The sequence below is a fragment of the Pseudomonas sp. NyZ480 genome (assembly GCF_029537255.1).
Lineage (GTDB): Bacteria > Pseudomonadota > Gammaproteobacteria > Pseudomonadales > Pseudomonadaceae > Aquipseudomonas > Aquipseudomonas taiwanensis.
The window spans coordinates 3,164,186-3,176,267 of sequence record NZ_CP120626.1; the positions used below are offsets into that span (position 1 = coordinate 3,164,186).

At 62.9% G+C, this 12,082-nt stretch carries 13 protein-coding genes and 1 pseudogene; 8 read left to right on the plus strand and 6 right to left on the minus strand.

The annotated features are described in order from the left end of the window. The first annotated feature begins 3 nt into the window (after positions 1-3). The 4 genes from P3R38_RS14475 to P3R38_RS14490 are packed head-to-tail and all read left to right on the plus strand — an operon-like array spanning position 4 to position 3,782. On the plus strand, positions 4-1,251 hold the full coding sequence (locus P3R38_RS14475; protein WP_023380943.1) for an FAD-dependent oxidoreductase: 1,248 nt from the start codon (positions 4-6) through the stop codon (positions 1,249-1,251). After that, positions 1,248-2,057 (plus strand): DUF1365 domain-containing protein, encoded by an 810-nt coding sequence (locus P3R38_RS14480; RefSeq protein ID WP_023380944.1) that lies wholly within the window; start codon positions 1,248-1,250, stop codon positions 2,055-2,057. Before P3R38_RS14475 ends, P3R38_RS14480 begins: the two co-directional genes overlap by 4 nt. After that, positions 2,032-3,294 carry a cyclopropane-fatty-acyl-phospholipid synthase family protein gene (locus tag P3R38_RS14485; protein WP_023380945.1) on the plus strand — a complete coding sequence of 421 codons (1,263 nt, stop codon included), beginning with the start codon at positions 2,032-2,034 and terminating at the stop codon, positions 3,292-3,294. The genes P3R38_RS14480 and P3R38_RS14485 overlap by 26 nt, the downstream gene beginning before the upstream one ends. Continuing rightward, positions 3,294-3,782 (plus strand): DUF2878 domain-containing protein, encoded by a 489-nt coding sequence (locus tag P3R38_RS14490; RefSeq protein WP_023380946.1) that lies wholly within the window; start codon positions 3,294-3,296, stop codon positions 3,780-3,782. The genes P3R38_RS14485 and P3R38_RS14490 overlap by 1 nt, the downstream gene beginning before the upstream one ends. Here the strand turns inward: P3R38_RS14490 and P3R38_RS25120 are convergent. From P3R38_RS25120 to P3R38_RS14505, 4 genes and pseudogenes are all read right to left on the minus strand, one after another. Next, a pseudogene (locus P3R38_RS25120) lies at positions 3,783-3,902 on the minus strand (DUF2256 domain-containing protein); the annotation flags it as partial. It lies immediately after the preceding gene. Next, complete coding sequence (locus P3R38_RS14495; RefSeq protein ID WP_023380948.1) at positions 3,899-5,425, minus strand: cryptochrome/photolyase family protein; 1,527 nt, start codon at positions 5,423-5,425, stop codon at positions 3,899-3,901. The gene P3R38_RS14495 and the pseudogene P3R38_RS25120, both read right to left, overlap by 4 nt. Positions 5,426-5,467: 42 nt before the next feature. Then, positions 5,468-6,010, minus strand: coding sequence for a DUF3833 domain-containing protein (locus tag P3R38_RS14500; protein WP_027906726.1), 543 nt, complete (start codon positions 6,008-6,010; stop codon positions 5,468-5,470). A 2-nt stretch (positions 6,011-6,012) separates the two neighbouring features. Next, the gene (locus tag P3R38_RS14505; RefSeq protein ID WP_027906727.1) at positions 6,013-6,552 is read right to left on the minus strand and encodes a chalcone isomerase family protein; all 540 of its coding nucleotides are present in this window, start codon (positions 6,550-6,552) and stop codon (positions 6,013-6,015) included. Positions 6,553-6,747: 195 nt separating this feature from the next. On the opposite strand from P3R38_RS14505, the gene P3R38_RS14510 reads away from it, so the two are divergent. From P3R38_RS14510 to arsJ, 3 genes are all read left to right on the plus strand, one after another. Further along, on the plus strand, positions 6,748-7,104 hold the full coding sequence (locus tag P3R38_RS14510) for a metalloregulator ArsR/SmtB family transcription factor (RefSeq protein ID WP_027906728.1): 357 nt from the start codon (positions 6,748-6,750) through the stop codon (positions 7,102-7,104). A gap of 130 nt (positions 7,105-7,234) precedes the next feature. Further along, positions 7,235-8,239 (plus strand): ArsJ-associated glyceraldehyde-3-phosphate dehydrogenase, encoded by a 1,005-nt coding sequence (locus P3R38_RS14515; RefSeq protein WP_277686332.1) that lies wholly within the window; start codon positions 7,235-7,237, stop codon positions 8,237-8,239. A 9-nt stretch (positions 8,240-8,248) separates the two neighbouring features. Continuing rightward, positions 8,249-9,481, plus strand: a complete 1,233-nt coding sequence (arsJ, locus tag P3R38_RS14520; protein ID WP_023380954.1) for an organoarsenical effux MFS transporter ArsJ — start codon at positions 8,249-8,251, stop codon at positions 9,479-9,481. 45 nt (positions 9,482-9,526) lie between these two features. Here arsJ and P3R38_RS14525 read toward each other — a convergent pair whose 3' ends face one another. Then, a complete protein-coding gene (locus P3R38_RS14525) occupies positions 9,527-9,949 on the minus strand; it encodes a DUF6691 family protein (protein ID WP_023380956.1) in 423 nt (140 codons plus the stop codon). Between the two features lies 1 nt (position 9,950). Next, on the minus strand, positions 9,951-10,388 hold the full coding sequence (locus P3R38_RS14530) for a YeeE/YedE family protein (protein WP_023380958.1): 438 nt from the start codon (positions 10,386-10,388) through the stop codon (positions 9,951-9,953). A gap of 483 nt (positions 10,389-10,871) precedes the next feature. On the opposite strand from P3R38_RS14530, the gene P3R38_RS14535 reads away from it, so the two are divergent. Further along, positions 10,872-12,047: a DUF2252 domain-containing protein gene (locus P3R38_RS14535; protein ID WP_347176215.1), complete on the plus strand. Its 1,176-nt coding sequence runs from the start codon at positions 10,872-10,874 to the stop codon at positions 12,045-12,047. The last annotated feature ends 35 nt before the right edge of the window (positions 12,048-12,082 follow it).

The window sequence follows — 12,082 nt, forward strand, 5'->3', positions numbered from 1 at the left end:
CCCATGCGCATAGCGATCATCGGCAGCGGTATCGCAGGTTTGACCTGCGCCTACCTGTTGTCGCGCAAACACGAAGTGACAGTGTTCGAGGCCGAGCAATGGATCGGCGGGCACACCCATACCCTGGATGTGGACTGGCAGGGCCAACGCTATGCCATCGACACTGGCTTCATCGTCTTCAACGACTGGACCTACCCCCATTTCATACGCCTGCTCGGTCAGCTCGGGGTCGCGTCGCAACCAACGCAGATGAGCTTTTCGGTCCATGACCCGCTCACTGGCCTGGAATACAACGGTCACGACCTCGATACCCTGTTCGCCCAACGCAGAAACCTGTGGTCGCCGGGCTTCTGGGGGATGCTGCGCGACATCCTGCGCTTCAACCGGCAGGCACTGGCCGACCTGGACAACCAGCGCATCGATGCCTCCACCACCCTGGGCAGCTACCTCACGACCCATGGCTATGGGCAACGCTTCATCGAACACTACATCGTACCGATGGGGTCGGCCATCTGGTCGATGTCCCGCGCCGACATGCTCGACTTCCCGCTGCGGTTCTTCGTGCGGTTCTGTCGCAACCATGGCCTGCTGTCGGTCAACGATCGCCCGCAATGGCGGGTCATCCAGGGCGGCTCGCGTAGCTACATCGAGCCGCTGTGCCGACCGTTCGCCGATCGTATTCGCCTTGGCACCAAGGTCCACCGGGTCAGCCGCGACGAGGGGGGGGTGAGCGTTTTCACCAGCGCCGGCACCGAACGCTTCGAAAGCGTGGTGTTTGCCTGCCACAGCGACCAGGCCCTCGGGCTGCTGGAAGCACCCAGCGCCCAAGAGCGCGCCGTGCTAGGCGCCATAGGGTACGCCGAGAACGACGTGGTGCTGCACACCGACATCCGCCTGTTGCCGCGCCGCAGGAAAGCCTGGGCCAGTTGGAACTACCGCTTGGGCGGCGCCGAGCATGCCCCGGCCGCGGTCACCTACAACATGAACATACTCCAGGGTATCCAGGCGCCGGCGACCTTCTGCGTCAGTCTCAACCAAACCGCACTCATAGACCCGGCACACATCATCGCCCGCCTGCGTTACGCCCACCCACAATACAGCCTGGCCGCCTCCACCGCGCAGGCAAGGCAGGAACAGATACAAGGCCATCTGCACAGCTACTTCTGCGGTGCCTATTGGGGCAATGGTTTTCATGAAGACGGCGTGGTGAGCGCGCTGCAGGTGGCGCGCCACTTTGGAGAGCAGCTGTGAACAGCAGCCTTTGCCTGGGCTGGCTCAGCCACCGCCGCCTGGCGCCACGCCCCCACGCGTTCCGTTACCGGGTAGGCATGTTCTTGCTGGACCTGGACGAACAAGCCGCATGGCTGGGGCTGTCGCGCTGGATCGGACGCTGGCGCCTGGCCCCTCTGAGCTGGCGCGACACCGACTACCTGCCCGCCCTGACCCGCCAAGGTACACCGCTAGCCGAAGCTGCCCGCACATTGGTCGGTCAGGCCACCGGCCGCACACCCACTGGACACGTCCAACTGCTGACGCAATTGCGTTGCTGGGGGCTGTCGTTCAATCCGGTGAGTTTCTACTTCTGCCATGACCACGACGGGCAGCTGGCGGCGATCCTGCTGGAAGTCCGCAACACTCCCTGGCGCGAGCGCTACCACTATGTGCTGCCGGTAGAGGGCAACCTGGCGACGTCCTTCACCCTGGCCAAGGCCTTCCATGTGTCGCCGTTCATGCCGTTGAACATGGACTACCGCCTGCACTTTCGCCTGGCGGCGACGCAAGTACGCATTCACATGCAGAACTGGCAGGACGGCCAGAAAGTCTTCGATGCCGATCTCGCCCTGCAGCTTCAGCCCCTGGATAGGCGCGCACTGCGGAGGTACATCCTGACCTTCCCCTGGATGAGCTTGCGCACCGTCTCGGCCATCTACTGGCAGGCGCTGCGCCTTCTACTCAAACGCACGCCCATCCATGACCACACCGAACGCCAGGGCGACCTGGTACTCGGCCAACCCTGCGAGGACCCCAACCATGCCCAACCCCACTCTGAGCGTTAGCAAGTCCGCAGGCCTGGCGCCCTTGCTCGGCACATTGGCACGTAACGCCCTGCTCGCCCAATTGGGCAAGTTACGCCACGGCCACCTGCGGCTGCTCAGCCATGGGCGGCAGTGGAACTTTGGCGATGCCGCCAGCCCGTTGCAGGCCGAGGTGGAGATTCTCGATGACGCAGCCTGGGGCATGATCGCCGGGAATGGCTCGATTGGCGCCGGCGAGGCGTATATCCATGGCTACTGGCGCAGCCCGGACCTTGCACGGGTGACCCGCCTGTTCGTGGCCAACCTCGACGTACTGGACGCCCTGGAAGGTGGCCTGGCACGTCTTGGCCGACCAGCCCTGCGCCTGCTGCACCGGTTGAACCGCAACAGCCGGCGCGGTGCCCGGCGCAACATCCTGGCCCACTACGATCTGGGCAACGCACTGTTCGAGCAGTTGCTGGACCCGACCATGATGTATTCCGCGGCCAAGTTCGAGCATCCAGGGCAAACCCTGGAACAGGCGCAACTGAACAAGCTGGAGCGCATCTGCCAGAAGCTCGAACTCAGCCCGAACGACCACCTGCTGGAAATCGGCTGCGGTTGGGGCAGCCTGGCCATCCATGCCGCAACCCGCTACGGCTGCCGAGTCACCACCACCACGCTGTCGCAAGCGCAGTACAGCTATACCTTGCAGCGGGTCCGGGACCTTGGCCTGGAGCAGCGCGTGACCGTACTGCAAGACGACTACCGCGACCTGGTCGGCAGCTACGACAAGCTGGTGTCCATCGAAATGATCGAGGCCGTGGGCCACCGCTACCTACCGACCTACTTCCGCCAGTGCGCCGCCCTGCTCAAGCCCGACGGGCTGATGCTGCTGCAGGCCATCACCATCCGTGACCAGCGCTATGCCCAGGCGCGGCGCTCTGTGGACTTCATCCAACGCTACATCTTCCCCGGTGGCGCCCTGCCGTCGCTGAGCGTGATGCTCGACACCGCCAGCCGGCAGACCGCGCTCAACCTCGTGCATCTGGAAGATTTCGGTGTGGACTATGCACGCACGCTGGAGCATTGGCGCGACAACCTGCGCCAGTCACGCACCACGCTGGCCGCGCTGGGATACGACGACACGTTCCAGCGCTTGTGGGAGTTCTACCTGTGCTATTGCCAGGGCGGTTTCGAAGAGCGTGCAATCGGTGTATCACAATTGCTGTGGGCAGCCCCCTTGGCCCGGCGTGCGCCGTTGCCAGCACAGCCATGATGCCCAGCGCCTGGCTGGTGGCCAACGCCCTATGGTTGCAGGGCGGCTGGTGGCTTTGCGTGCTCGGCGCAAAATACCCGTGGCTGTTGCTACTGGTGCCGATCGGGCTGGCCGTGCACCTGTACCTGTGCGCGGACCTTGCCGCCGAGACCAAGGCGTTGTGGCGGGTCACACTGGCCGGCTGCGTCATGGACAGTCTGCTGGGATCGTTGGGCGTTTTCGATTTCGGCACCTGGCCACTGCCCCTGTGGCTGGGGCTTTTGTGGTTGGTGCTGGCCAGCGGCTTGCGCCACAGCTTGGCCTGGGCTGGCAGCCCATTCTGGCGTGGCGCACTGCTGGGTGCTCTGGGCGGCCCGGCGGCTTACCTGGGCGGTGCCGGGCTGGCTGATGTGGCGCTACCCTTGGGGTCACTGCCCACCGCGCTGTTGCTGGCCCCGATCTGGGCGCTGGCCTTCCCCCTGCTGGTGCGCATCGCCGCGTGGCGCTGACCTTCGGCAGCGCTGCGAGCAGTACCGCACCTGGTCCCAACACCGCGCCCAGCGCTTGCGCCAATCGAATGGGCGACCACACACCACGCAAACCTTGCTCGGCAATAAACCCTTCTTCATAGCGCCTCCCCGGCATCCAGCCGTGCCAACAACTCCTGGCCACGCTCCCACACCGCTTGGCGACGCGCCGGTGACATGTTGTCGAGGCTTCCATAGACCAGGCGCAGGCGCGGATTGGCAGATAGCTGGGCACGATGCCGAATCAGAAAATGCCAGTACAGCGCATTGAACGGGCAGGCATTCTCCTCCGTGACCTGCCCGACCTTGTAGCTGCAGGCCTGGCAATGGTTGGACATCCGCTGGATGTATCGACCACTCGCGCAATAGGGTTTGGAGCCCAGATAGCCGCCATCGGCGTGCATCACCATGCCCAAGGTATTGGGCAGCTCGACCCAATCGAACGCATCGATATACACCGCCAGGTACCACTGGCAAATGGCGTCTGGTGCGATGCCGGCCAACAGAGCGAAATTGCCAGTGACCATCAGCCGCTGGATATGGTGCGCGTAGCCAAGCCGCAGGGTCTGCCCAATGGCCTGCGCCATGCAGCGCATGCGCGTATCCCCGGTCCAGTAGAACGTCGGCAGCGCGCGATCGTTGCCCAGGTGGTTCAGCCCAGCATACTCGGGCATGCGCAACCAGTAGATGCCCCGCACGTATTCGCGCCAGCCGATCAACTGACGAATGAAGCCCTCAGCGGCATTGAGCGGTACCTGGCCGCTGCGCCAGGCGTGGTCGACATCCGCGCACAACTGCCGGACATCCAGCAGCCCGACATTCAGGGCCGCACTGATGCGTGCATGGAACAGGTACGGTTCGCCTTCGGCCATGGCGTCCTGGTAATCGCCGAATGCCGCCAGGCCAAAGTCGAGAAAATGCTGCCAGAGCTGCTGGGCCTGACCATGGGTCACGGGGTAATCGAAACCGTCCATGGCACCGTAATGATCATTGAAACGCTGCCGGACCAAGTCCACCACCGTTTGGGTGATCGCATCCTGGTCGAACTGCGCCGGAATCGGCCCGCGCAGGCCTCGCGGCAAGGATTTGCGATTGTCGGCATCGAAGTTCCACGAGCCGCCTGCCGGACTGCCGTCGGGCTCCAACAGCAGGCCACAACGCTTGCGCATGCCTCGGTAGAAATGCTCCATGCGCAGTTGCGTGCGCCCTTGCGCCCAGCGCGCGAATGCCTCGCGCGAGCACAAGAAGCGGGTATCGCGATGCCACACCAGCGGCAGCCCGGCATCGCGCAGCGCCTGTTCCAGACGCCACTCGCCGCATTCGGTCAGGTGAATTTCGCTCGCACCGAGCACCTTGCCCCAGCGCCGCAGCTCGCCGGCGATGCTGCCGCTGTTGCCTTCGGCATCCAGCTCGACGTAATGCACCTGCCACCCACGCTCGCGCAGGGCCTGGGCGAAATGACGCATGGCGCTGAAGATGAACATGATCTTGTGCGGATGATGCGGCACATAGCGGGCCTCCCCCTGGACTTCGGCCATGAGGACGGCGTCCTGGGTCGGGTCCAGCGCCGCCAGGCTCGCCAGGTCGAATGACAGCTGGTCACCGAGCACCAGGCCGAGACGCATTGCGTTGGTCACCATTGGCTGGCCATGGTCAGAGGCCCTTATTCAGTTGCAGGGAGCGCCTTCCGGCAGACGGCGGAAGAACAAGGTGATCTGCCCGAGTTCCACGCCCAGTTTGCTCATGCGCGAGCGATTGATCAGGGTGTCGTCGTCCATCAGGTACATCCAGTCGTCCAGGTCGACCTCCCAGTGCCGCCCGTCCACGGGCAGATCCAGCTGGTAGCGCCAGCGCAGCGCATTGCCCGCCACCTCGCCGCGGGCCTCGCCAATCACGTCCGCCGCGGTTCCGCGCCAGCGGCCAGGGCCGTCTGGCACGAGGGTCCAGACGCGCCGTTGACGCGTGCCATCGCTGTAAAGAAAACGCTCGTCGAGGATCAGCCGCTCACCGTCCCGCCGGCTGGCGATGCACACGTGAAAACGCTTGACCACTTCCCCGGAGCGCTTCTGGAACATGCCCCAGGCCTGCACCGGCTGCGAGAAGAAACTCGCCAGGTCTAATTTCGGCTGCTCCGAGGCGTAGCGCTCGACGCCAACATTGCCACAGCTACCCAATAAAACGCAGGCCGCCAACACCAGTGCCCTGTACATGCTCATGCTCCTTCGTCGTCGCTAACCTGCCCCAGCAAGCGCAGGCGCAGTCGAGGGTCTCTGGCCCGAGGGTCGAGCCATATCGCAAAGAACGCCCGCGCAAAGGCCGGGTCGGCGATTTCCCGGTGGAGCGTGCCGTCGACATAGAAGCGGCATCCCTCACCCGGCAAGTACAAACCGGTGATGCGCATTCCAGGGCGCACATCCACGAATGCCGTTTGAATCAGCTCGGCCCATGCAGCGATCTGCTCCGGCGTCACGGCCCCCGTGTTCAGTCGGCGAATCTCATCCATGCTGGCCTGGACCAGAGTTTCGCGGGAAATCGGTCGGTGGTAGAGCAGCTCCAGCGCAAAGGGCTGTCGCCAATCCTGTACAGGTCCGTTGGTCCAAAGCCTGGCGCTGTAGACACGCAACCCGAACCAGGTGAACTCACCGCTGCCCAGTCGCTGTGCCGTGGGCAGCGCTGTCCGCCAGTCGGCTGCTGCCGCTTGCAGGCAGATCAACAGGAACCACAGGCAGGTCCAACGCGCAGCGTGCGTCATGCTGACCTCCAGCTCACTCAATCCTGTACAAGAAGATACATTTGTACAACTTTACGAAGGAGATGTACAGCTTCTGACGAAACCTGCCCTCACGTCCGACTTGCAATACATCCGGAAAATCGTATATTCGGAAAATCATATACGCTCAGTGCACCCCTGCGGGCTGGCAGTGAAACCCAGCCACCGAGACACGCCATGACTGACCCGCTGTCACCCCTCCAGGTTTTCAAATGCCTCGCCGATGAGAATCGCATCCGGATGATGCTGCTGATCGCCCGCGAGCAAGAGCTCTGCGTCTGTGAGCTGACCTGCGCACTGGAACAAAGCCAACCCAAGGTTTCCCGCCATCTGGCGCAACTGCGCACCTGTGACCTGCTGGAGGACCGCCGGCAAGGCCAATGGGTCTATTACCGCCTGCATCCAGCGCTGCCCGCCTGGGTGCGAGAGGTACTGGCAATCACCCTCGAGGCCAATCGCGAATGGCTGAGTCGCACTGCCGATCGGCTGGACGCCATGGGGGATCGCCCACGGCGCGTCGCCACCTGCTGCTGATGCCATCGGATGGAAGAACCTCCTTCGCCTTCACCCTGAACAAGACCGACGTCCGCTGCATCGGTCATCGAGCGGCCATTGCCGCCCTACCCCTATGAGCGCTCTCTGAGCACAACCTGAGTACAACGACATGGCAATCAAAGTAGGCATCAACGGATTCGGACGTATCGGCCGCCTGGCGCTGCGCGCATCCTGGGAATGGCCAGAGTTCGAATTCGTCCGGATCAACGACCCAGCCGGCGACGCCAAGACACACGCCCATCTGGTCAACTTCGACTCGGTCCACGGCCGCTGGCACCGCGAAGCCAGCGCAGACGGCGACTCGGTGGTAATCGATGGCAAGCGCATCAAGGTCAGCGCGAACAAAACCCTTGCAGAAACCGACTGGTCCGACTGCGACCTGGTGATCGAGGCCAGCGGCAAGATGAAGTCGGTGGCCGTGCTCCAGGCCTATCTGGATCAGGGCGTCAAACGCGTGGTGGTGTGTGCGCCAGTCAAGGAAAAGGGCGCGCTTAACGTGGTGATGGGTGTCAACCAGCACGTGTTCGACCCGGCCCTGCACCGCATCGTCACCGCTGCTTCCTGCACCACCAATTGCCTGGCTCCGGTGGTCCAGGTAATTCATCAGCACCTGGGCATCCGCCACGGTTCGATCACCACCATCCACGACCTGACCAATACCCAAAGCATCCTCGATACGCCACACAAGGACTTGCGTCGCGCCCGGGCCTCAGGCATGAGCCTGATCCCCACCACCACCGGCTCGGCCACTGCGATCGCGGAAATCTTCCCTGAGCTGCGCGGCAAGCTCAATGGTCACGCCGTGCGTGTCCCGCTGGCCAATGCCTCGCTGACCGACTGTGTGTTCGAGGTTCAACGCGCGACCACCGCCGAAGAGGTCAATGCCCTGCTCAAAGCGGCTGCCGAAGGTGGGTTGAAGGGCATCCTGGGCTATGAAGAACGGCCATTGGTGTCCATCGACTACCGCACCGATCCACGCTCCTCGATCATCGACGCGCTGTCCACGCTGGTGGTCAACGGTACCCAGGTGAAGATCTACGCCTGGTACGACAACGAATGGGGCTATGCCAACCGTGCAGCAGAACTGGCCCGACTCGTCGGCATGGCGGAGTAGACAACGATCATGAAGGCGTTGTCAGCCCTGTCCGGGGACGTGCGTCAATACCTGCTGGTGACCGGCAATTACTGGGCCTTCACGCTCACCGACGGCGCGTTACGCATGCTGGTGGTCCTGCACTTCCATGCACTGGGCTATACGCCGCTGCAGATCGCGGCGTTGTTCCTGTTCTATGAGGTGTTCGGCGTGATCACCAACCTGACGGGGGGCTATCTTGGCGCACGCCTGGGGCTCAATCGCACCATGAACATCGGCCTGGGCATGCAAGTCGTGGCCTTGATGATGCTGACGGTCCCGGCGGCCGGGCTGACGGTGCCCTGGGTGATGGCTGCCCAGGCGCTGTCCGGCATCGCCAAGGACCTCAACAAGATGAGCGCCAAAAGTTCGATCAAGCTGTTGGTGCCGGACAGCCAGCAAGGCACCCTCTACCAGTGGGTGGCCATCCTCACCGGCTCGAAGAACGCGCTCAAAGGCGTGGGCTTCTTCCTCGGTGGAGCGCTGCTCGCGCTGCTTGGTTTCACCCACGCGGTGCTGTCCATGGCGGCCGTGTTGGCAGCGGTTTGGATCGGCAGTTTGCTCCTGCTGAAAAAAGACCTTGGCAAGGCCAAGGCCAAACCGAAGTTCCGCGACATGCTGTCCAAGAGCCGGGCGATCAACATCCTCTCGGCTGCACGGCTGTTCCTGTTCGGGGCTCGCGACGTGTGGTTCGTGGTGGCGTTGCCGGTCTATCTGAGCGCCACTTTCGGCTGGGACTTCTGGATGGTCGGCGGTTTTCTGGCCGCCTGGGTCATCGGCTACGGCATCGTCCAGTCGTTCGCCCCTTACCTCACCGGCAAGAAGCAAGGCCATGTGCCCGACGGCCGAGCCGCCTTCACCTGGGCCATCGCCCTGGCCGGGCTGCCCCTGCTCATGGCACTGGGCCTCACAGCCGGTGGCTCGGCCCAGATCGTGCTGCTGGGCGGGCTGATGTTGTTCGGCGTGCTGTTCGCGGTGAACTCATCGCTGCACAGCTATTTGATCGTGAGCTATGCCAAGGAGGATGGCGTTTCCCTGGACGTGGGCTTCTACTACATGTCCAACGCCCTGGGACGGCTGATGGGCACGCTGCTTTCGGGTTGGGTATTCCAGGCCTATGGCCTGGAGGCCTGCTTGTGGGTTTCCAGCGTTTTCGTCCTGGCTGCGGCACTCATCTCGGTCGGATTGCCAAGGCACGGCAACCGGGTACGACAGCACGACTGAGCGGCGCCGAACAGCGCAGGCTGTGGGGCCTGCGCTGTTCGGGTTCTACCGACGGGCGCGAATCGCTTCGATGCCATTGAACACCAGCATGCCCAGCAACATGGCTGCCACGAACAGCCAGGCCTGCCAATAACCACCCGGCAACAGCACCAGCGCAGGGCCCGGGCATACGCCAGCCAGCCCCCAACCAATGCCGAACAGCAGGCTTCCGCCTACCAGGCGACGGTCGATGTCGCGCCGGGTGGGCAACTGCATCGTGCCCCCCAACAGCGCCACCGACTGTCGGCGCGCCCAGGCCATCGGCACCAACGCTGCGCCAATGGCACCGACCATGACCAATGCAAGCGAAGGATCCCACTGCCCGGCCAGGTCGAGAAATCCAAGCACCTTGGCGGGATTCGCCATGCCGGACAGCAACAAGCCCAACCCGAACAGCAACCCTGCGATGAAACCAGTGATCCGCGTCATGTCACACACCCGCCAGAAGATGCCGAGCGACGAACACGGTGGCGAACCCGGCCGCCATGAAGCACAGCGTCGCCACTGCCGAACGGGGTGACAGCCGCGACAGGCCACACACCCCGTGACCGCTGGTGCAGCCGCCGCCGTAGCGAGTGCCCAGGCCGACCAGCAGCCCTGCGACCATGAGAACCCAGGGTGCACGGGTGAACTCCACGGCGGGAAGCGACACGAACACCTGCCACAGCAGCGGTGCAGCGATGATGCCCAGCAGGAACGCAGCTTTGTCGCCACGCCCCTCCCCTGACCGCTGCAACATCGAAGCCAGCAACCCACTGATACCGGCTATCCGCCCGTTGGCTGCAGCGAACAGCCCTGCGGCCAGACCAATCAGCACGCCTCCTCCGAGCGCCGACCATGGCGTGAAGGCATTCATGTCAACAAGCATCGCAACGCTCCAACTCAAGAGAAAGGGGTGGGCATGCCCTTATTCTAGCCCTGGGCCAGCAGGGTTGAAATCCGAGTCTGCGGCAGCCCGCCGTGGCTTGGGGATAGGTGAATTACTGCTACGCTTTTCAGAGGCTGGCCGGTAATCCTCGTTGCTGCATTGCCAGTTCAGCACCGATGAGTTCCATTGTCGTTCGGGCCCACCCTTTGCGCATGACCTTTGCTCAACAAAGGTGCCGACATGGCTGACTTCAAGAAGCATTCGACCAAGCGGTTGTCCAAGGTGAAAGACGACTTCCGTGAAGAAAAGAATTTCCATTCGCGCAAGGAGAGACTGGAGGCCGGTAAACGTCTGCGAGACGTCGTTCCGCGGGCGGCTCATGCAACGTGGAAATCCAAGCCCAGGCAGCGTGATCCCGTCGGTTTGCTCGAACTGTCCAACCGTGACCGCCATCCGGCACTGGTGCCTGTCCGTTATGGGCGAATGCTGCGCAGCCCATTCACCTTCTTGCGTGGCTCGGCCGGCCTGATGGCACGCGACCTCGCCCCGCTGCCTTGTACCGGCGTACACGTCCAAGCCTGCGGCGATTGCCACCTGCTCAACTTTGGCTTGTTCGCCACCCCCGAACGTAACCTGATCTTCGATATCAACGACTTCGACGAGACACTTCCCGCGCCGTGGGAATGGGACATCAAACGGTTGGCAGTCAGCTTTGCCGTCGCCGCCCAAGACAATCGGCTGAACGACAAAGAGGCCGGACAATTGGCCATGGCCTGCGTGGAGGCCTACCGCAAGCGCATGCGTGAATTGTCGGATATGAGCCCGCTTGACGTCTGGTACGACCGCCTGGACGCTCAGGCCATCATCGACATGGCCCCCAACGAGAAATACCGCAAGGCGCGCGAAGCATTGATGACCAGGGCCAGAACGCGGATCGGGGACTACCTGTATCCCCAGATCAGCGATGAAGTGGGCGGTAGGCGACGCCTGGTCGACCAGCCTCCGATCCTGTTCCATATCCAAGAAGCCGGTTTCGCCAAGCGCGTGAAGCTTGCACTTGAGGATTACCGCCGTTCATTGCTACCCGAGCGCAGAGTGCTCTACGACCGCTATCGCCTGGAGGACTTCGCAGTGAAAGCCGTGGGCATTGGCAGCGTGGGCACGTTCTGCTTCGTCGGCTTGTTCTTTTCGGCCGAAAACCATCCGCTGCTGCTGCAATTCAAGGAAGCCTGCCCGTCCGTGCTGGCGCCCTATGCCGGCAAAAGCGAGTTTGCCAATCAAGGTCAGCGAGTGGTTACCGGCCAGCGCCTTTCGCAATCCGCCAGCGACATTTTTCTGGGCTGGACCGAAAGCACCAAGGGCCGGCAGTTTTTCGTCCGACAGCTACGCGATATGAAGATGTCATTGCCAGTGGAAGGTGCGACCTTCGAGCAGATGAACATGTATGCGCAGGTGTGTGGCATGACGTTGGCGCGGGCGCATGCCAAGTCAGGGGACGCAGCGCTGATCAGTGGGTATCTCGGCAAGTCGGACGCCTTCGATCAAGCCCTTGGCAAGTTCGCACTGGCTTATGCCAAGCAAAATGCCATGGACTACGCGGCGCTGGTCAATGCCGAGAAAAAGGGCAGGATCAAGGCACTTCGCGAGGAAGACGATTGAGCACTGCCATGGCCTATGCCATGGGGGGTGACCTA

Excerpts from the sequence above, each read along its gene's own strand:
- P3R38_RS14475 (WP_023380943.1), top strand. The coding sequence starts at position 4 with ATGCGCATAGCGATCATCGGCAGCGGTATCGCAGGTTTGACCTGCGCC.
- P3R38_RS14485 (WP_023380945.1), top strand. The coding sequence starts at position 2,032 with ATGCCCAACCCCACTCTGAGCGTTAGCAAGTCCGCAGGCCTGGCGCCC.
- P3R38_RS14490 (WP_023380946.1), top strand. The coding sequence starts at position 3,294 with ATGCCCAGCGCCTGGCTGGTGGCCAACGCCCTATGGTTGCAGGGCGGC.
- P3R38_RS14495 (WP_023380948.1), bottom strand. The coding sequence starts at position 5,425 with ATGCGTCTCGGCCTGGTGCTCGGTGACCAGCTGTCATTCGACCTGGCG.
- P3R38_RS14500 (WP_027906726.1), bottom strand. The coding sequence starts at position 6,010 with ATGTACAGGGCACTGGTGTTGGCGGCCTGCGTTTTATTGGGTAGCTGT.
- P3R38_RS14505 (WP_027906727.1), bottom strand. The coding sequence starts at position 6,552 with ATGACGCACGCTGCGCGTTGGACCTGCCTGTGGTTCCTGTTGATCTGC.
- P3R38_RS14510 (WP_027906728.1), top strand. The coding sequence starts at position 6,748 with ATGACTGACCCGCTGTCACCCCTCCAGGTTTTCAAATGCCTCGCCGAT.
- P3R38_RS14515 (WP_277686332.1), top strand. The coding sequence starts at position 7,235 with ATGGCAATCAAAGTAGGCATCAACGGATTCGGACGTATCGGCCGCCTG.
- arsJ (WP_023380954.1), top strand. The coding sequence starts at position 8,249 with ATGAAGGCGTTGTCAGCCCTGTCCGGGGACGTGCGTCAATACCTGCTG.
- P3R38_RS14525 (WP_023380956.1), bottom strand. The coding sequence starts at position 9,949 with ATGACGCGGATCACTGGTTTCATCGCAGGGTTGCTGTTCGGGTTGGGC.
- P3R38_RS14530 (WP_023380958.1), bottom strand. The coding sequence starts at position 10,388 with ATGCTTGTTGACATGAATGCCTTCACGCCATGGTCGGCGCTCGGAGGA.
- P3R38_RS14535 (WP_347176215.1), top strand. The coding sequence starts at position 10,872 with ATGCTGCGCAGCCCATTCACCTTCTTGCGTGGCTCGGCCGGCCTGATG.